General features: G+C 66.8%; 16 protein-coding genes. 6 read left to right on the plus strand and 10 right to left on the minus strand.

Features of this window, described 5'->3' with window-relative positions:
• The first annotated feature begins 220 nt into the window (after positions 1–220).
• The 4 genes from nirB (at position 221) to L6Q96_15475 (ending at position 5,398) form a co-directional block, all read left to right on the plus strand.
• On the plus strand, positions 221–2,710 hold the full coding sequence (nirB, locus tag L6Q96_15460) for a nitrite reductase large subunit NirB (protein ID MCK6555953.1): 2,490 nt from the start codon (positions 221–223) through the stop codon (positions 2,708–2,710).
• Positions 2,676–2,990, plus strand: coding sequence for a nitrite reductase small subunit NirD (nirD, locus tag L6Q96_15465; protein MCK6555954.1), 315 nt, complete (start codon positions 2,676–2,678; stop codon positions 2,988–2,990). Before nirB ends, nirD begins: the two co-directional genes overlap by 35 nt.
• Before the next feature lie 331 nt (positions 2,991–3,321).
• On the plus strand, positions 3,322–4,149 hold the full coding sequence (locus tag L6Q96_15470; protein MCK6555955.1) for an inositol monophosphatase family protein: 828 nt from the start codon (positions 3,322–3,324) through the stop codon (positions 4,147–4,149).
• A 670-nt stretch (positions 4,150–4,819) separates the two neighbouring features.
• Positions 4,820–5,398 (plus strand): DUF3365 domain-containing protein, encoded by a 579-nt coding sequence (locus L6Q96_15475; GenBank protein ID MCK6555956.1) that lies wholly within the window; start codon positions 4,820–4,822, stop codon positions 5,396–5,398.
• Between the two features lie 41 nt (positions 5,399–5,439).
• Here the strand turns inward: L6Q96_15475 and dnaB are convergent, their stop codons facing one another.
• The 7 genes from dnaB to L6Q96_15510 form a co-directional block, all read right to left on the minus strand.
• A complete protein-coding gene (dnaB, locus tag L6Q96_15480; GenBank protein ID MCK6555957.1) occupies positions 5,440–6,807 on the minus strand; it encodes a replicative DNA helicase in 1,368 nt (455 codons plus the stop codon).
• Positions 6,808–6,918: 111 nt separating this feature from the next.
• On the minus strand, positions 6,919–7,356 hold the full coding sequence (locus L6Q96_15485; GenBank protein MCK6555958.1) for a DUF420 domain-containing protein: 438 nt from the start codon (positions 7,354–7,356) through the stop codon (positions 6,919–6,921).
• Complete coding sequence (locus L6Q96_15490) at positions 7,353–7,949, minus strand: SCO family protein (GenBank protein MCK6555959.1); 597 nt, start codon at positions 7,947–7,949, stop codon at positions 7,353–7,355. Before L6Q96_15490 ends, L6Q96_15485 begins: the two co-directional genes overlap by 4 nt.
• A 38-nt stretch (positions 7,950–7,987) precedes the next feature.
• On the minus strand, positions 7,988–8,512 hold the full coding sequence (locus L6Q96_15495) for a cytochrome c oxidase subunit 3 (protein ID MCK6555960.1): 525 nt from the start codon (positions 8,510–8,512) through the stop codon (positions 7,988–7,990).
• 199 nt (positions 8,513–8,711) lie between these two features.
• A complete protein-coding gene (gene cyoE, locus L6Q96_15500) occupies positions 8,712–9,719 on the minus strand; it encodes a heme o synthase (protein ID MCK6555961.1) in 1,008 nt (335 codons plus the stop codon).
• A 157-nt stretch (positions 9,720–9,876) separates the two neighbouring features.
• The gene (locus L6Q96_15505) at positions 9,877–10,716 is read right to left on the minus strand and encodes a DUF151 domain-containing protein (GenBank protein ID MCK6555962.1); all 840 of its coding nucleotides are present in this window, start codon (positions 10,714–10,716) and stop codon (positions 9,877–9,879) included.
• A 107-nt stretch (positions 10,717–10,823) separates the two neighbouring features.
• A complete protein-coding gene (locus tag L6Q96_15510) occupies positions 10,824–13,448 on the minus strand; it encodes a 1-acyl-sn-glycerol-3-phosphate acyltransferase (GenBank protein ID MCK6555963.1) in 2,625 nt (874 codons plus the stop codon).
• A 255-nt stretch (positions 13,449–13,703) separates the two neighbouring features.
• Here L6Q96_15510 and L6Q96_15515 point away from each other — a divergent pair, with 255 nt between their 5' ends.
• On the plus strand, positions 13,704–14,144 hold the full coding sequence (locus tag L6Q96_15515; protein MCK6555964.1) for a TIGR03618 family F420-dependent PPOX class oxidoreductase: 441 nt from the start codon (positions 13,704–13,706) through the stop codon (positions 14,142–14,144).
• Positions 14,145–14,469: 325 nt separating this feature from the next.
• Here L6Q96_15515 and L6Q96_15520 read toward each other — a convergent pair whose 3' ends face one another.
• From L6Q96_15520 to L6Q96_15530, 3 genes are read right to left on the minus strand one after another with little or no spacing between them, the layout of a single operon-like run.
• Positions 14,470–15,051 carry a DUF4136 domain-containing protein gene (locus L6Q96_15520; protein ID MCK6555965.1) on the minus strand — a complete coding sequence of 194 codons (582 nt, stop codon included), beginning with the start codon at positions 15,049–15,051 and terminating at the stop codon, positions 14,470–14,472.
• A 17-nt stretch (positions 15,052–15,068) separates the two neighbouring features.
• Positions 15,069–16,034 carry a DUF6206 family protein gene (locus tag L6Q96_15525; GenBank protein ID MCK6555966.1) on the minus strand — a complete coding sequence of 322 codons (966 nt, stop codon included), beginning with the start codon at positions 16,032–16,034 and terminating at the stop codon, positions 15,069–15,071.
• Entirely contained in the window at positions 16,031–17,278 is a 1,248-nt protein-coding gene (locus L6Q96_15530) for an aminotransferase class III-fold pyridoxal phosphate-dependent enzyme (protein MCK6555967.1), read from the minus strand. The genes L6Q96_15525 and L6Q96_15530 overlap by 4 nt, the downstream gene beginning before the upstream one ends.
• Positions 17,279–17,818: 540 nt before the next feature.
• On the opposite strand from L6Q96_15530, the gene L6Q96_15535 reads away from it, so the two are divergent.
• Positions 17,819–19,222, plus strand: coding sequence for a hypothetical protein (locus L6Q96_15535; protein ID MCK6555968.1), 1,404 nt, complete (start codon positions 17,819–17,821; stop codon positions 19,220–19,222).
• The last annotated feature ends 37 nt before the right edge of the window (positions 19,223–19,259 follow it).

Raw genomic sequence — 19,259 nt, forward strand, 5'->3', positions numbered from 1 at the left:
ATTAGTCCGGCGACGTATTCCGTTCGTCCCGAGTAGCGCCATCTTTTCGGCGGCGTATCGAGGGGCGGGGCCGCAAAGCCGCTCGCCAGGCTGCCCCTCGATACGCCCCTGAGAAAACGGGGCTACTCGGGGCGAACGGGAAGCGTCGTACGGAATACGTCGCCGTAATTGTGCCCATCAATACTAAGGTTTGCGAACGACCTTCTTCGGCAGGGACACGATGCGCAGGATGAAATTGGTGGCAATCGGGAACGGCATGGCGGGCATTCGCACACTCGAGGAGTTGCTGCGCGTCGCCCCCGATCTGTACGAAATCACCGTGTTCGGCGCCGAGCCGCATCCGAACTACAACCGCATACTCCTTTCGCCCGTGCTGGCCGGTGAGCAGCGTTTCGAAGCGATCGTCCTGAACGATTTCCGCTGGTACGCGGATCACGGGATCACGTTGCACCCGGGCAGCAAGGTGACGTGCGTCGACCGGCAGGCGCGCGTTGTGGTCAGCGCGGATGGCAGGCAGGAGTCCTACGATCGCCTGCTCTTCGCGACCGGTTCGGTGCCGATTCGGCCCCCGATCCCCGGCACGGATCTGCCCGGCGTGCTCACCTTTCGCGACATTGCCGACACGCAGGCAATGATCGAAGCGGCGGCGCGACACAAAGACGCGGTCGTGATCGGGGGCGGCCTGCTCGGCCTCGAAGCCGCCAACGGCCTGCTCGCGCGCGGCATGAACGTAACGGTAATCCACCTCGCCCCCTGGCTGATGGAGCGCCAACTCGACGCTACGGCGGCAGCCCTGTTGCAGACCTCCCTCGAACAGCGCGGCCTCCGCTTCCTTCTGAACACGCAGGCCCGAGAGATCGTCGCTGACGACGCCGGCCGCGTCGGTGCCGTGCGCCTCAACGACGGCGCCGAAGTCCCAGCCGCGCTCGTCGTGCTCGCCGTCGGCATCCGCCCCAACGACGAGCTGGCGCGCGCATGCGGCTTGCACTGCGAGCGCGGCATCGTCGTCGACGACACGATGATGACCTACGACCCCCGCATCTACGCCGTGGGCGAGTGCATCTCGCACCGCGGGATCTCGTACGGATTGGTGGCCCCACTCTTCGAACAGGCGAAGGTTTGTGCCAACCATCTCGGCCATCTCGGCTTCGCCCGATACACGGGCTCGACGGTCTCGACGAAGCTCAAAGTGACCGGAATCGACATCTTCTCGGCCGGCCACCTGGGCGGCGATGACGGTGCCGACGAGATCACGCTGCTCGACCGCGGGGGCGCCGTGTACAAGAAGCTCGTCTTGAAGGCCGACCGCCTGATCGGCTCGGTGCTGTTCGGCGACACTGCCGACTCGAGCTGGTATTCTCGTCTCGTCAAAGACGAGACGCCCATAGGCGAGTTGCGCGGCCGCCTGATCCTCGGCCAGCCGGCGCTCGGAAGCTCCGGACACCAGGGCGAACAAAACGCCGCCGCGCTCCCCGACGACTTCGAGGTGTGCGGCTGCAACGGCGTGTGCAAGGGTACCATCGTCCGTGCGATCAAGGAGAAGGGGCTCTTCACGCTCGATGACGTGCGCAAGCATACGAAGGCGTCGTCGTCGTGCGGCTCGTGCACCGGTCTCGTCGAGCAGCTTCTCGCCTCCGTCGTCGGCGGTGCGTATCAGCCGCGGTCCGCCTCGCAGACGCCGGTTTGCGAGTGCACGGACTACACGCACGAAGAAGTACGTCGCGCGATACGCGACCACGAGCTGCTGTCGATTCCCGAGGCGCTGCGGTTCCTCGAGTGGCGTACGCCGAACGGCTGTGCCACCTGCAGGCCGGCCCTCAACTACTACCTGCTGTGCGCCTGGCCCGGAACGTACCGGGACGACCCGCAATCGCGTCTGGTCAACGAGCGGGCGCATGCGAACATCCAGAGAGACGGCACCTACTCGGTGGTTCCACGCATCTACGGCGGGGTCACCACACCGGCACAACTGCGACAAATCGCCGAGGTGGCGGAGAAGTATGCCGTGCCCACCGTGAAGATCACCGGTGGGCAGCGCATCGACCTGCTCGGCGTCAGGAAGGAGGACCTGCCTCGCGTCTGGGCCGACCTCGGCATGCCGTCCGGGTTCGCCTACGGGAAGTCCGTCCGCACCGTGAAGACGTGCGTGGGATCGGAATGGTGCCGCTTCGGCGTGCAGGACTCGACCCGGATGGGGATCGAGCTCGAGCAGGGGCTCGATCGCGTATGGACCCCGCACAAGGTGAAACTGGGAGTATCGGGCTGCCCGCGCAACTGCGCGGAGTCGACGATCAAGGATGTCGGCGTCGTCGGCGTCGACTCGGGATGGGAGATCTACGTCGGCGGCAACGGCGGGACGAAGGCCGAGGTCGCACAGTTCCTGGCGAAGGTCGCTCTCCCCGCGGAAGCGATGGAATACACCGGCGCATTCTTGCAGCTCTACCGGGAGGAGGCGCGCTATCTCGACCGCACGTCGCATTGGATCCACCGGGTCGGGCTCGATTACGTGAAACGGCGCATCGTCGCGGATGCGGAGGGCCGCAAGGCACTGTACGCCCGACTGACGGAGGCGCAGCGCGATGTCCCCGATCCCTGGGCGCTGCGCGTCGCGCGCCGGGATCCCGAATTCGAAACCATCTCGGCACGCGACCGCTACCCGAGCGAGAGGAATCGCAATGAGTCCATGGCTGAGAGTCTGCCCGCTCGATGATATCCCGCGGCTCGGGGCTCGGGTTGTGCACACCGAGATCGGAGACATCGCGGTATTTCGCAACGCAGAGGACGAGGTCTTCGCCCTCGCGGATCGCTGTCCCCACCGGGGCGGGCCACTCTCCCAGGGGATCGTCTTCGACCGCCGCGTCGCGTGCCCGTTGCACGGCAGGACGATTCATCTGGAAAGCGGCGAGGCGCAGGCCCCGGACGACGGGTGCACGCGCAAGTACCGGGTACGAATCGAGAAGGGCGTGGTGCATCTGAACCTGCAGTCCTAGGAGCCTGTCGGAGAAAGCGGCCCCCTCGCCCTTCGACGGGCTCAGGGCGAGCGGAAAATGCTGTGAAATCAAGGCAGAGCCCGCTCGTGCTGAGCTTGTCGAAGCACCATCGTGCCTTTCCCCGACAGGCTCCTAGAAAAGGGTGTCGGAGTCTTCCCTGACGCGCCTCCGCCGCCGTGGCACGGCGCGGGCGAAGTCCGCAACCCATAGCCTGACCAGCCTCGCCTTTGGGACGGCGAGGCTCCTGCCGAGCCGCGACAGTCCGACGACGGCCATTTTGTGCGCCCGGCGGCGATTGGGTTCCCGCCACCAGTCATGCTCTACTCCGGTCATGACCGGCACGAACCCTGGCGCCGCCGTGGACCTCGCCGCAGCCGCGGCGGCGATCGAACCTTTACTCGCCGAGGCCGGGGCACTGACCCTGCGTTGGTTCCGCACCCCGGTGCAGATCGACGACAAGGGGGGAGCTCACGGTTACGATCCCGTGACCGAAGCCGACCGCGCCGTGGAAACGTTACTGCGTGACGGGCTCACGGCGCGCTTCCCCGAACACGCGATCGTCGGCGAGGAGCACGGCAAGAGCGGTCCGCCGGACGCGCGGGTGCGCTGGATTATCGATCCCATCGACGGCACGCGAGCTTTTGTCAGTGGCATTCCGGAGTGGGGCATTCTCGTCGGCCTGACGGTCGACGGCCAACCGGTAGCCGGCTGGGCCCACATACCGTACCTCGGGGAGACGTTTGCCGGCGTTGGTGGCCGTGGATGGTTCGAGCGAACAGGGCAAGGGCAACGGCAACCGCTACGCACCCGACCTACCACCGAACTCGCGGCGGCCACCCTGTTCTGCACGCACCCTTCGACGTTCGCAGCGGCCGGTCGACTCGCCTTCGAGCGCCTTGCCGCGCGCGTCAGGCTGCAACGCTATGGCGGCGATTGCTACTCGTATTGCCTGCTCGCCCTCGGACACATCGACCTCGTCGTAGAGTCGAGCCTGCAGCCGTACGACATCGTACCGCTGATGCCGATCATCGCCGCCGCCGGCGGCGTGGTAACCGACCCGGGCGGCCGCCCACCCCTCGACGGCGGCACGGTCATCGCCGCCGCAACCCCGGAGCTGCACGCGCAGGCAATGGCAGTGTTTGGGGGCTTGAGGTCTTGAGGTCTTGAGGTCTTGAGGGCTTGGGGTCTTGAGGGCTTGGGGTCTTGAGGGCTTGGGGTCTTGAGGGCTTGAGGTCTTGAGGGCTTGAGGGCTTGGGGGCTTGGGGGCTTGGGGGCTTGGGGGCTTGGGGGCTTGGGGGCTTGGGGGCTTGGGGGCTTGGGGGCAGCCGGTATCTGCAGCCTTTCGTTCTAACCACGCGGCCCCCAAGACCCCAAGACCCCAAGACCCCAGGACCCCAGGACCCCTACATCGCCACCTCGCCGGTGACCGTCGCTTCGTAGCCGACCTTTTTCAGGGCCTCGATCATCGAGGTCTTGCTGGCGGTCTGATCGCAAACGACGTAAGCCTCTTTCTTGGCGAAATCTGTGGTAACGGTCCGTACCCCCGGTACGGATTGCAGGGCGCCGCGGACGCGCGCCGAGCAGCTCGATGGTCAGGTCATGCCGGGAACGCTAAGGATAAGTCTAGTACCCGCGTTCCCGCTGGGCGGCTGGCTCTGGGCGCGGCCGAGACCCGGAATCGCGAGGGCCGCACCGGCCAGCAACGCGGTGATGAATCGACGCCGATCGGTTACCATGTGACCTCCGTGAGACATAATGAACTCGCCATACGATTCCACAAAGGAAACCGCGGTGCCAGAGGCCACCGCATACGCGCGGGAGGGAATGCGATGCGTGCATGGTTTGCGTTCACTCTGACCCTCGTGCTTTCGAGCGGCGCCGGGGCCGGCGAACCCGCCAGCTACTCCCCGGATACCGTGCCGGCCGCCCTTCAGCCGGCGGCGGCGCGGGCCACCCAGGCAATGACGCAACTTCAGCCGCGGTTGTTGCAGATGCTGACCGCCGCGCTGAACGAGGGCGGGCCGGCAGCGGCGATTCGGGTCTGTAAAGCCGACGCGCCGGCGCTCGCGGCGGCGGCCGGCAAGGAATTCGGGGTGGAGATCGGGCGCACCAGCTTCCGGCTGCGCAATCCGAAGAACGCGCCGCGCCCCTGGGCGCAGCCTTTCGTTGCCGCCGCCGCAGGCCGGAAGGCCGGGGCCGTCCCGGCGCGGGTCGTCGACCTCGGGAAGGGACGGGTCGGCGTCTTGCGGCCCATCCCCATGCAGCCGCTGTGCGTTGCCTGCCACGGTCCGCGCGATCGGATCGATCCCGCGGTGAGGGCGGCGCTGGCCGAGGCGTATCCTGCCGACGAGGCGGTGGGATTCGAGGACGGCGAAGTGCGCGGCTTCATCTGGGCGGAGGCCCGCTAGAGGCGGCTTCCACCGGTCTCAGTGCGGGCTTCGCCCGCCCGTTACAGATCCCCCGCCTCCCCGAAGCTCACCTCTTCCTCGGTGCGGTTCTCGAAACGCGTGTACTCGGACATGAAGGTGAGGGCCACGGTGCCGGTGGGTCCGTTGCGTTGCTTGCCGACGATCACTTCGGCGGCACGGTCCTCGGCGCCCTTGTCGTAAACGATCGGCCGGAACAGGAAAGCGATGACGTCGGCGTCCTGTTCTATGGCGCCCGATTCGCGCAGGTCGGCCATCACCGGCCGCTTGTCGGCACGGGTCTCCACCTGACGATTGAGCTGCGACAACGCCACAACCGGGACGTTGAGTTCCTTCGCCAACGCCTTCAGCGCACGCGAGATGCTGGATATCTCCTGCTCGCGGCTGTCGCTGTCGTGACCGCGCATGAGCTGCAGATAGTCGACGACGATCAGGCCGAGGTTGGCGTCGCGGTCGCGCTTCAGGCGGCGCGCCTTGGCGCGCAGTTCGAGCACGCTGAGGGCCGGCGTGTCGTCGATATAAATCGGCGAGTCGGCGAGCCGACTGGCCGCCAGAGCAAGCCGGGGAAAATCCTGCTCGGCCGCGAGGCCGGCGCGCACCCTCGATTGATCGACCCGGGCCTGAGAGCACAGCAGGCGAAGAACGAGCTGCTCCTTCGACATCTCCAGCGAAAAGATCGCCACACCGATCTTCGACTGCACCGCCGCGTACTCGGCGATGTTCAGGGCAAAAGCCGTCTTGCCCATGCTCGGACGCCCCGCCACGATGATCAGGTCCGACGGCTGCAAACCCGCGGTCATCCGGTCGAGGTCGATGAACCCGGACGGCACGCCGGTCACCAGCTCCTTGCGTTCGTAGAGCTGCTCGATGGCTTTCATCGAGTCGACCATTATGTCGCGGATGCGGAAGAACGTCGGCCGTACTTTGCGTTCGGAGATGGCGAAGATCTTGTGCTCGGCTTCGTCGAGGAACTGGTCGACGTCGGCCCCCGATTCGTAGCCGGCCATCGCGATTTCGGTGGCGGTCTGAATCAGGCTGCGCAGGATCGCCTTTTGCCGAACGATGCGCGCGTAGTAGGCGGTATTGGCGGCGGTGGGAACTTTGTCCACGAGCTCGGCGAGATAGGCGGCACCGCCAATGTCGGCGAGTTCGGAGCGCGCCTTGAGGACGTCGGTGAGCGTGATGAGATCGACCGGCTCGCCGCGCTGGTTCAGCTCGACCATCGCGCGCATGATGCGGCGGTGCGACTCGCGGTAGAACTCCTCAGGGCTAACCAGCTCGAGGGCGCGATCGATGGCCGTGTTGTCGAGGAGTACGCCTCCGAGCACCGCCTCCTCAGCCTCGATGCTCTGCGGCGGTAGCTTGCGGGTCGTCTCGTCGAGCTGGTTCATGAGAAGCGGCAAGGTAGCAGACGCCCCCGCACCGGCAAAGCGGCAGCTTGCGAGCGCGGGTTCTCCCCGCTGTCGGTTCCCTCGCTTGCTCGCCGTGCGCAGACTTCCGCTTCAGGACAAGACGGCGCGCGCGCCGTAGACCCGGTAGAGCAGCACGTAAATCGCCACGCCGGTTACGGAAACATAAAGCCATACCGGCAAAGCCCAGCGCGCGATGCGGCGGTGCTCGACGAAGCGCCCGCGCGCGGCGCGGTAGAGCGCGAGCAAGGCCAGTGGCGGGACCAACGCCGCCAGCACCGTATGCGAAGCGAGAATCGTCAAGTACACGATGCGAATCGCGCCCGTACCCGGGAAGCGCACGCTGCCGGCGACGCTGTGGTAAGCGAGATAGGAAATCAGAAACGCCACCGATACCGCGAATGCCGCCATCATGCAGAACCGATGTGCCGCCACCGCTTTCCTCCGAATCGACACGTAGCCGAGACCGAGCAGCACGGCGCTGGTCGTGTTGAGCAACGCGTTGAGCAAGGGCAGGTCCAACACGCTCACGACGCCGATCCTCCACGCAAGATCGAAATGTCGGCGAGCAGGCGATCGACGTCGGTTGCCTCCGTGCCGTGGTAGTAGCCGCGGATCTGAAGTGCGGAGTCGACGAGCACGAACCGGTCGCTGTGGGTAATGAGCTCCCCGGCCGCCGGTTCCTGACCCTCCGGCTGAGGTTCCACGGCCAAACGAAAGCCGTCCTGAACGAGCGCATAAAGCGCCGCCCGGTCCCCGGTCACAAACCGCCAGCGGCCAGTGTCCGCTCCGAAGCGGGCAGCGTATTCGCGCAACACTGCCGGCGTATCGTGGAGCGGGTCGACACTGAACGATACCAGCCCGACGTCGTGCATCCCGGCGCGATCGAGCGCCGTCTGCACGCGCTTCATTTGGTTCGTCAGCACCGGGCAGATGCCTCCGCAGCGCGTGAAGATGAAGTCCGCCACCCAGACGCGCCCGGCGAGGTCGCGTTCGCCGATCGCACGCCCGTCGGCACCGACCAGCGCGAACGGCGGTACGGTGCCCAGCCTGTCCAGCGTCGCACCGGTCCGGTCAGTCCCGGCTTCGCGACAGGCAGCGAGCAGCACGGCGATTGCGACCACGACCGCCGCTCCGCTGCGAATCGGGGTTCGGCTTGCCATTACAGCAGATAGAGAAGAGCGAACACGGGAACCCACAATCCGCACCCGTAGTACCAGAAGATGGCGCAACTGCGGACGAAACCGCTGACCGGTATGGTGCGCCCGCCCATGACGACACCGGTCGTCGCCGCCACGATCCAGAAGACCCCGCAGAGCACGTGCGCACCGACCCCGGCAACCAGGACGAGGAACGTTGCCGTGTACCCACCCGACGCCGGGGCGAAACCCGCCGAGAACATCCACACCAACTCGGCCGACTGTCCGGCCACGAATGCAAAACCCAACAGCGCCGTCGCCGCCAGACCGGTCTCGATGTCGAAACGCCGGCCGCTGTCGGCCGCCGCCATCGCGCGGCGCATGGTCACCGCACTGAAGAGCAGGATGCCGGTGTGTACCCAGGTGGTCATCACGGGCAGCGGCGGCAGGCTGGCCGGCGGCCAGTACGCGGCCGCGGCGCGCAAGGCCAGCGCAATCGTCAGCAGGCCGAGGAATACGAAGGTCTCGACACCGAGGAAGAGGACCACCAGCGGCGGCGGTCGGCGGCCCGGCTGTGGCGCGACGGGTCTCTGACCCGCCCGGTTCCGCCCTCCCGGAATCACCGTCAAACGGTGCGGGACGGGTCGGCGACCCCGCCTGTACGCCGGTGCCTCGCGCATGACCGTCAACGCCCCGGGTCCGGGCCGCCTCGGCTCACGGGCCCACCGCGTGCAGGCCACCTGCGGGTCATCCGAACAGCAACGAGCCGACTGCCTTGTCGAGCGCCATCACGAAGAGTAGCGCCGGCAGGTAGATCAACGACGCCACCAGCAGTTGCCGGGCGGCGGGCACGGTGCGGGTGCGGGCGAACGAGACTCCGTAACCGAGGAAGACGGCGCCCAGGACGAAGGCTATCGGCAGGTACGCGGGACCCGCCAGGCCCACCGCGCTCGGCAGCAGCCCGACCGCCAGCAAGGCCAGACAGTTGGAGACGATCTGTATACCGGTGCTGCGCGCGTCTTCCTCGACGACCGGGAGGAGACGAATGCCGCCGCGGGCGTAGTCGTCGCGGTAAAGCCGCGCAATCGCCAGCGAGTGCGGGAGTTGCCAGAGAAACAGGATCGAGAAAAGGACACCGGCCTCGATCCCCAAACCGTCGCGTGTGGCGGTCCACCCGATCACCGGCGGCAGCGCACCCGGTACCGCCCCGACCACGCTGCAAAACGGCGTGTAGCGCTTCAGCGGCGTGTAGAGGAAAAGGTAGGTCAGCGAGATCGTCGCGGTGACCGCCGCACTCAGGGCGTTGACGGCCAGCCAGAGACATCCGATTCCGGCTGCCGTCAGCAAGACGCCGAAGCAGGCAGCCTCCATCGGCAGTAAGCGCCCGTCGGGAAGCGGGCGCCGGCGCGTACGCTCCATCAGCGCATCGGTGTCGCGTTCCAGGAACTGGTTCAACGCCAGCGTGCCCGCCGCGGCCAGAGCGGTGCCGGCAAGGGTCGGTAAGAGCAACAGGGGGTTGGTGGCTGCGTCGCTGCCAAGGTAAAAGCCCACCACCGTGGTGATGAGGACCATCAAGACGACCCGGGGCTTGGTCAGCTCTACGTAATCGAGCAGTCGGAGGCGCGGCCGCGGCCGTGTCGCCGGTCGAGCGTCGCTTTCGACCGCCGCAGCCGGACACGGAACCGAAAGCGCGGAATCTGCTCCCAGAAACGCCGCCCCCTCCACATGCTCGGTGTTCGATCTTCTGCGTCCCATGGATTTCCCTCAACGGGTTCTTGCGCGCGCGGCCGTCACGACGATTCAAGCGGCGATGCGCCCCGCCGGCAACCAACCGTTCGGATATGCCCGAAAAGGCGCCGGCGGGCAACGTACCCGGCAACCCGGGGTCCGCAATCGGTCCTTCGGATCGAGTTCAACTCGCGGGGACGGAGAGTTCCACCTCGAGGCGGGCGCTCCCGCGCTGCACCGAGAGGACGGCGGGGTCTTCCCCTTCGCGAGCCCGCAGCTTGGCGCCAAAATCGCCCACGCCGCCCACTGCCTCGCCGTCGATCGCCAGGATCACGTCGCCGCGCCGCAGGCCGCCCGGAACCTCCTCCCCGTCGACGGCGGCCACGATGACGCCGCTCCCGGCGGGTAGCTCGAAATGATCGGCAAGGTCGGTCGTGAGATTCTGCACGGTCACGCCGCCGAAGTGCACGCTGGTCTCGGCGGCGGCCTCCTGACGCAGGTCGATCGCACGGTCTCCGGTTAGCAGGCCGTTGGCCACGAAGATCGGCCGCTGTACCCGCACGGCCAGGGCGATGGCGTCGCTCGGCCGGCTGTCGATGTCGAAATCCTTGCCGTTGGCCTCCAGGTAGATGCGCGCGTAGTACGTACTGCCCTTGAGATCGTTGATGACGACCTTGCGAACCCCAACGCCGGCGGACTCGAGGATCGTCTTCACGAGATCGTGCGTCATCGGACGGGGCGGACTGATGCCCTCGATCTGCATGGCAATGGATTGGGCTTCGAGTGGACCGATCCAAATGGGCAAGGCGTGCTTGCGATCGGCGTCCTGCAGCAGCACGACCGGGGACTGCGAGGCGGTGTCGAAGCCGACGCTGCGAACTTCCACCTCGATGTCCGGCGGGGCACCGCCGCGACAAGCCGTGCCGACCAGAACGATCGCCGCAAGCAGCAGCCCGGGGCGCCCCCTGTACGCCCGCGGCGGCATACGGGACGCGGCCTCACCGGCACTGACGAACTGGCTCATCGAGACGGCCCTCACTATGTCGCGCTCCCGTCGACCGGAAGCCTCTTCAGGTCACCGCGTCTCGTCCCACCGCCACGGTTCGATCCTACGGAGCGTCCTCCGGCGATTCAACCCGGAAAGCGCGACGGCCGCTCGAGGTGGGCGGCGAGGCGGGCTTCGAGGACGGCGAGTTCCGCAAAGCCGGGACCTCGCCGCACCAGGCGGTCGCGGCCTTTCGGGGCCTTGACGATGACGATGGCGCCGATCTCCGCGAGCCGACTCAAAGCGTTGCCGATGGTCACGTTGGAGTTGCCCTCCGGCCGTCCCACGTCGCCGAGGGCGACATAAGCGGCGAACCGCTTACCGGTTGCCTCGACTAACTGCTTGTACGGCACGGCCGCATCGGCCTTGATCTGCGCCACGGTCAGCGTCGCTACCCAGTACGCCTCGCAGAAATTGTCGAGCAGATGCGCGGTTGCCCGCACGAGCGGATGGGCGCGGTCCGCACTCCCGCCGTCGACGGCGCCTTCGGTGTGAAAGTACGCCAGCACCCGGTCGAGCTCGGCGCCGATGGTCGGTCGCTCGGGCAGGGCGAACTCCCAGCGATACAGATCCAGCCACCACTCGACGTCTTCGCGCAGGGCCTGCCCGCGCAACCCCTTGCGCAGCGCGCTGGCGACCAGTGCCGCGAACAAAAAGAAGTGGATCGTGTTGTTCTTGTAGAAGTTCAGGCTCAGCCGCTTCTCCGCCGGTACCTCGACGATGCCGTCGTCGATCTGGACCCAGCGCACCAGGCCGGAGTATTCGAGGAATGTCAGCGTGTCCTTGCAGGTAGCCGCGTCCCGCTCCAGTCCCGCCGTGGTCGGCGCGTCGACGTGCCGCAGAAAGCGCAGCAGGAGCTGCACCGTCGCGAGGAAATGCGGATAGCGCCACGCGGTGTGGGTCGAATTGAGCAAGACGCTGGCGGCCAACGGCGTCGGGCCGACCACCGCGACCGAATTGACGTCGCGCAACAACCGGAATCCCAGCTTCTGCGTGAAGCGGCGCTGCTCTTCCGCGATTGCCGGATCGTGCGCACCTTTCTGGAACCGCTCCAGTCGGTCGCCCATCGCCTCGCGCAAAGAGATCGGGTCTGCAAACGACACGTGCACCGCACCGCGCTTCTTGTGGAGAATCTTGCGTGCCTCGAGGAGTCCGAAGAGGGTTTCCTTCTTTTTCGTCTCCCCGACCAGTTCGCGCTGATAAGCTTCTTCCTCGACGACCCGCTCGTACTGAATCGACACCGGGACGAAGTAGAGGTCGTAACGGGCCCCGCTGACGAAGGCGTCGACGATCGTGCCGAGCATCCCCAGCTTCGGCGTCAATATCTTCCCGGTCCGGCTCCGTCCGCCTTCGATGAAGAACTCCTGCGTGTAACCCTGCCGGACGAGAAAGGTGATGTAGCTGCGAAACACCGCCCGATAGAGTTCGTTGCCCTCGAACGAGCGCCGCACGAAGTAAGCTCCGGCACCCCGAAACAGCGGACCGAGCGGCCAGAACGAGAGGTTGATGCCCGCGAAAATGTGCGGCGGACTCAAGTAGTTGCGGTGGAACAGGTACGAGAGCACGAGGTAGTCGAAGTGGCTGCGGTGACAGGGCACCAGTACGACGGGACCCTGCTTGACGCACTCTACGACCTTCTCGATCCCGCGATACTCGAGGCCATGGAAGATGCGCGGCCATAGGCGGTCGAACAGCAGTTCGATCAGCGCGAAGTAGCCGCCGCTGAAGTTGGCGGCGATCTCGTCGAAGTATCGTTCCGCCTGACGCCACAGGCGGGACTCGGGCTCGCGCACTTCGCCGGCCCTGAGGTGCACGATCGCCGCCAGCTCGCGGTCCTGCAAGACGATGCGGCGCACCGTTTCCCGCGGCAACAGCGCCGGTCCCCAGACCACGCGTTCCTCGCGATACAGAAAGATCTGCAGCGCGCGCGCCACCCGGCGCAGCAGACGGTCCGGCCCCTCGGCGGCATAGCGCCGCGTCCATTCCTGCACATCGATCTGCTTGCCGACGGTAATGCCGGTTTCGTGCGCGTTCCACAGCAGCGACAGAAGACGCTTCATCTCGCCGGGGAACTCCTGCACGCTGTAGAAGAGCGCCGGCAGACGGGCGTCCTTGCGCCGGAAACCGCGCCCGCGGAGCACCGCGATCGGCACCAGAAACACGTTCCCGCCGCCGGCCGCCCCCGCCTCCATGACTTCGCGCAGGTAGTTGACCCCGGCGGGCGTCGGGCCGGTCCAGGCGCGCTGCAGACCATCCTTGACGACGCTGCGGGAGCGGCTGCGCATGAACACCAGTACGGGCCTTCCCTGCCGGACGAGACGCCCGCAGCGCTGTCGTTCGACCGCGGCGCGTTCCGCGTGCACATGGGCACCGCGATGCCGCAGACGGGAGCGAACGATGGCAATGAGCTCCCGCAACGGACGCAACCATGCCGTCTGCAAGTCGGCGACGAAGTGCGGCAACGGCAGTCCCTCGCGGAGCAGGATGGACGCGACGAGCATGAAATCGACCAGCGAGCGGTAGCGCATGACGTAGACGAGGCTGCCCCGCGCCGCGAGGCCGCGCAGGTGCTCCACCACGTCGGGATCGACACGCACGTGAACGAAGAACCGGCGGGCGAGAAAGCCGGCCCAGAATCCGAAGCGTGTCAGCGGCCCCGGCTCGGACTCCGCCAGCGGGGTGAAAGCTGTCGAGGTTTCCGCCTTGCCCATGAGAGGGCAACTCTAGCACGCCATGCCATTCGCTGCCCGCGGATTCACGTCCATGAACCGTCATCGCAGGTCGAGGTGTCCTTCAAGCCGGCTCCTGGCGAGGGAATTCTCGGCGCCGGCGGCTGCCCGCGACCCGAGGTAGGGACGCATCGACGCCGTGCCCCTGGTGCGCCCGGCAAGACAAGACCCGGGTAAAGACAAGCGGTGCGCCAGTAAGGTAGAGGGGAGAGGAAGCCCGGTGTAGAGGAGGACCAGATGTCGCTTTCCATGAGCAAAGCCGAGCGCGAAGCGTTTCTTGCCGACGTTCACGTTGCCGTGCTCAGTGTCGCGCGCCCGGATCGGCCGCCGCTGACCGTACCGGTATGGTACGCCTACGAGCCGGGCGGCGACATCTGCATCGCCACCGGGGCGCAGGCCAAGAAGACCGGGTGCATTCGCGCCGCCGCACAAGCGAGCCTGTGTGTGCAAACCGAGACGCCGCCGTACAAGTACGTCACCGTCGAGGGTCCCACGACGATTGTCCCGCTCGACGACGACGCGTTCGTCCGGCGCGTGGCCCACCGTTATCTCGGGGAGCAGGTCGGCGACTACTACGTGCAGTCGACGGCCGCCGAGCGCGCCCGGTCCGGCGAAGTTCTCATCCGGATCACCCCGCGGCGCTGGTTAACGGTCGACTACGCGAAGATGGGCGGGTGAGTGACGATGCCCGGGAACTCGTGAATGCAAAACCGGGGAATTGCCGGCGCTGCCGGCCTTCGGCGATCTCACAAATGCGCTCACCGGCCTACCGGTGCCATGGACTGTCAATGGGCCGCGAGAAACCGCGTTCAGAGTCTGTCGATAAACGGCCAAACCCGGCTTCGACAAGCTCAGCCTGAGCGGTGGTGGAATTGATTTCATTGGGTTTTTCTGCGCTCACCCTGAACTCGTCGAAGGGTGAACGGGAGTTTATCGACAGTCTCTTCAGGCGGATCACCCGGAGGCCGACCGGAAACCCCCTCGCCCCGAAGCCCCCAAACCCTCAATCCCCCTCCTCCACCGCCACCGGTATGCGACCGCCGACGCGGGGGAAATGCGTCAGTAGCTGTCGCATTACCTCGGCGATGCGGTCGTCGTCGAAGCCATCCTCGATCACCACCGACGCCGTGCCCCGCCAGACCATTTGTCCCGTGCCGGCGTCGTCTATCGTCACGAAGAACACCCCTTCCTCGTACCCGAGCACGAAGGCTTCCGACGGCCCCTGCCGTCCGCCGGTGTCGCGGTAACCGATGTAATCGCCGATGCTGTCCGTGGTCCGGCGCTGACACTTCAATCGCACACTGAGGCGCAAGTCCGGCCGCGACGGGTCGAGTCCGTATCCCTTGCCGTTGAGATCGCCGTCGACCGTGGTGCGCAGGCGCCACTGCAGCAACGGGATGTCCAACCGCGGGCCGTAGCAGTCGACCTGCGGATCGCCCTTCCAACCGTAAGTCCGGTAAAGCGAGAAGGGCGCCGTCGGGTCGTATTCGCTACCCACCGTCACTTTCTTCCCGGTGCATCCCCCGCCGGCCGCGACCAACATCGCCACGACCATCGCCGCACGCCGCAGGCTCCGGTTCAACATGTCCCCATCCCTTCCGCTCAGCGGCGCACCGGGCCGGGCAGGATGAAGTTGTAGCGCTGCCGCAAGAGACGCGTGCGCACGAACCGGTCGAGGCGCCGCAGCTTCAGGTACAGCTCCAGCAGCTTCGCGTCCTTCTCGTAGTAACGATCGACCTCCCCACGTTCCAAAGGCCGGGCACCGAGGTCCGCACCCTCGCTCCCCAGCCACGCATTCACCCGCTCCAGGACCAGCGGAATCCGGTCGGGACGGCCCTCCTTGTGGAAGTTGCCGAGCAGGTCGAGCAGTAGAGTGTGCGGGCGGAAGTAATCGTCGATGTACGCCTGCACGGCGCGCGACCGGCGATAGAACGGCCGGATCGGCGCCGGCGCCGGCGCCAGGAAGAGCTCGATGTCGATTTCGTCGATGCCGTCCCGGCGCAAGTACGGGGTCCCGACGTCGAGCAGCACGGGCTCTCCCGGAATGCCGCCGGCAAGCGGGAACTGCCAGTTGGAGATCTGGCCATCGACCGCCACCGTATACCCGTCGGTGCGTGCGCGGTTGGCCAGCAGGATGCGCCGGAACCACGGCAACAGGCGATCGACGCAGGCGAGCAGCGTCGCTTCGGACGCATCGCGCAGCACGCCATGTCCCAGCTCGGCGGCGGGAACGCAGGGCTGGACAAGATAGACGACCGGCCCGCCGGCAGGGGTGTGCACGGGGACGGCCGTGGTCTCGACGATGGCGAGCCCCAGCCCGCCGAGTTCTCCGATGTACCGGGCGACGACGTCGACGTACGCGGCCGCCCTGCCGTCGTCGCGAAAACCGGCCATGCGCTTGCAGACCATGCCTTCGAGGTTCGGCACCGCAAAGACCGTGGAAACCTCGCCGTAGCCAACGATGCGTGCCCCACCCACTGTCGGCCGCGCCGGATCGAGGCGGGCCTCGAACTCCTGTAGGAGATCGACGACCCGGGACGGCGCCGGCGAGGTAGCAAGTGTGCTCATGTCAAGCCGGCCCGGCAGCGCTCGACGCCGGCCGTGAAACGCCGCAGGCTTTCGTCACAGAAGGCGCGATCGATCAGCAGCCCCGCCTTGAACTGCAAGACCGACCAGTCGTAACCCGCAAACATCGCCCACAGGCCGCTATCGTAGAGCGCCTTGCTCATCAGCATACCGCCCTGGGGGTGCGCAAAACGCAGCCCGAAGATGAGACCCTTCTGGCGGATCTCCACGAGCCAGTCGGGAAAGCGCTCCCGAATCCTGTGCAGACCCGCGCCCAGGTACTCCGACATCGCCCGCACGTTGTCGACGGTGTCGGGCCGCGTCGTGATCTCCAGCACCGTTTGCGCGACACGACAACCGATCTCGGCGCCGCCGAAGGTCGAAACGTGCGCCCAACCGTCCTCCTGCAGCCACGCCGCCGCACGGGAGTTCAAGACCGTCGCCGCGATCGGATACATCCCGCCCGACAAGCCCTTGCTGGTGACCAGGATGTCCGGCTCCACGCCGTAGCACTCGACGCCCCAGAGCCGCCCGGTCCGCCCCAGACCGGTCTGCACCTCGTCGGCGATGTACAGCGAACCGTAACGCGCACACAGATCCTTCACGCCCGACAGGTAGCCCTCGACCGGCATCGGAAAACCGTACGTCGCCGGAATCGTTTCGATGATGACCGCCGCCACGTCGCCCGTCGCCAGCGCCGCCGCCATGGCATCGAGGTCGTTAAACGGCACGTGGACGAAGTCGCCGGGGGCGCCGCCGCTCAGGAACATGTTCGCGTACTTCTCGTCGCCGGCACCGAGCGCCAGGCCGGTGTGTCCGTGGTATCCGCCGTGAATCGACACGATGGTGCGACGGCGAGTGGCGTGCCGCGCGCTCTTGATGGCCAGATCGACGGCCTCCCCGCCACCGCTGCCGAATACCGTGTACTGAAGATCGCCCGGCGTCAGGCGGGCCAGCTCCGCCGCCAGCTCCGCCCGCGCCACGCTGGGGAAGTGATGATTGCCGATGTCCAGCGTGTCCATCGCGGCGCGCAGCGACTCCACGACCTCCGGATTGCGGTGTCCGAGGTTGAACACCCCGCCGTTGAGATGGAAGTCGAGCAACTCGCGTCCGTCGAGGTCCCAGATGCGGTAGCCCTCGCGGCGGCCGATGACCAGATCGATCCCGAGGCCCTGAAACGTACGGGTCCGCCCGGGACAAACATGACGTTCGGCCAGGTCGAAGATCCGCCGCTTGTCTTCGGTCATGCGATTACCTCCGGCGCCGCCGCCACTGTTGCGGCGACAGCCGGTTATGCCGCGGCGCGGGCAGCAGAGGCAAGGTCGGGACGAACCGGGGGGCTGGAGGCGGCGGGACTGAGCTACCAGGTCCTGGATTGCTTGCCGGGCGCGAAGAACTCAGATGGGGAGGGCGAGGCTCCAGCCGAGGCGCGCCGTGCGCGCAAACCCGGAATTCGTAAATGAGGGTGAGCGGGTCGCATGTAGAATACGTTGGCGAATTTATGAACCAGAGGACTAAGTACTCCGGTTCATTAGTCCGGCGACGTATTCCGTTCGTCCCGAGTAGCGCCATCTTTTCGGCGGCGTATCGAGGGGCGGGGCCGCAAAGCCGCTCGCCAGGCTGCCCCTCGATACGCCCCTGAGAAAACGGGGCTACTCGGGGCGAACGGGAAGCGTCGTACGGAATACGTCGCCGTAATTGTGCCCATCACTACTAAGCTGTTGCCAGGATCGCCAACGACAAGCAATGAATAACGAACGACGAACTCATTACGTGGAGGCACATTCATGGCAGACGAGCTCTGGCAACGTGGTGCGGCGGATCTGGTAGGGGCGATTCGGAAGAAGGAGGTATCGAGCCGCGAGGTGCTCGAAGGACATCTGGCGCGGGTTGCGGCGGTGAACCCGCGGCTCAACGCGATTACCGAGGTCATGGCCGGCGAAGCTCGGGCGGCCGCAGATGCGGCCGATGCGGCACTGGCCCACGGCGACGCCGTCGGTCCCCTGCACGGCGTGCCGATCAGCGTGAAGGTTAATATCGACGTTGCCGGCACCGCCACCACGTCGGGCATGCCGGCATTTGCGGACGATCGACCGGCCGGCGACGCGCCGCTGGTGGCGCGGCTCCGGGCCGCAGGCGCGATTCCGTTTGCACGGACCAACATGCCCGACCTCGGCCTGCGCTGGCATACCGACAGCTCGCTGCACGGCGTGACCCTCAACCCGTGGGACCGTACGCGCACACCGGGCGGCTCCAGCGGCGGCGAGGCGGCGGCCATTGCCACCGGCATGAGTCCGCTCGGCATCGGCAACGACGTCGGCGGTTCGGTACGCTGGCCCTCGCAGTGCTGCGGCACGGTGGCGCTGCGGCCCACCCTGGGCCGGATGCCCCATTACGATTCCACCATACCGCTGGAAGTCCCGGTCGCGTTCCGCATGTTTCTCACCGACGGTCCGATCGCGCGGCACGTTCGCGATCTGCAGCTCGCCCTCGCTGTCGCCGGAGGAGCCTCGCCTTACGATCCCTGGTCGCTCGCTCCGGCGCCGGGAGCCGTGCGGGCGCCGCTGCGCATCGCCGTCACCGCCGACCCGGGCGGTCTCGGTTGCGATGCCGCCATCGCCGCCGGCGTGCGCAAGGCCGCCGATTTGCTGCGCGACGCCGGCGCCGTCGTCGAAACGATCGACCCGCCGGCGGTCGCCGAAGCGCATGAGCTGTGGGGCATGCTGCTCGGCGCCGAAACGCGTACGCTGATCGTTCCGATCGCGCAGGCCATGGTCTCTGCCGATGCAATGGCGGTAATCGAATTCATGCTCGCCGGCTTCCCGCCCGTCGACCTGGTGGCCTACATGGAGGGCCTTTCCCGGCGCTCGCGCATAGCCCGCGAATGGGCGCTCTTTTTCGAGCGCTACGACGTCGTCCTCGGCCCGGTCGGCTGCAAGCCGCCGTTCCCGGTAGGCTACGATCTGACCGCCGCCGGAATGAACGACATCATGACCAGCATGCGGCTGGTAACGACGTGCAACCTGCTCGGCCTGCCGGTCGCTGTGGTTCCCGTCGGGGTCGCAGACGGTCTGCCGCAGGCTGTACAGCTCATCGGTGGGCGTTACCGGGAAGATAACTGCCTGGCGGCCGCGCAGCTCATCGAGGATCGCTGCGACACCATCACTCCCATCGAGCCACGCCTCACGTGAGCTGCCGCTGCCGCGCGGACGAATCCGGTGCACCTGG

It is taken from the genome of Candidatus Binatia bacterium (assembly GCA_023150935.1).
GTDB lineage: Bacteria > Desulfobacterota > Binatia > HRBIN30 > HRBIN30 > JAKLJW01.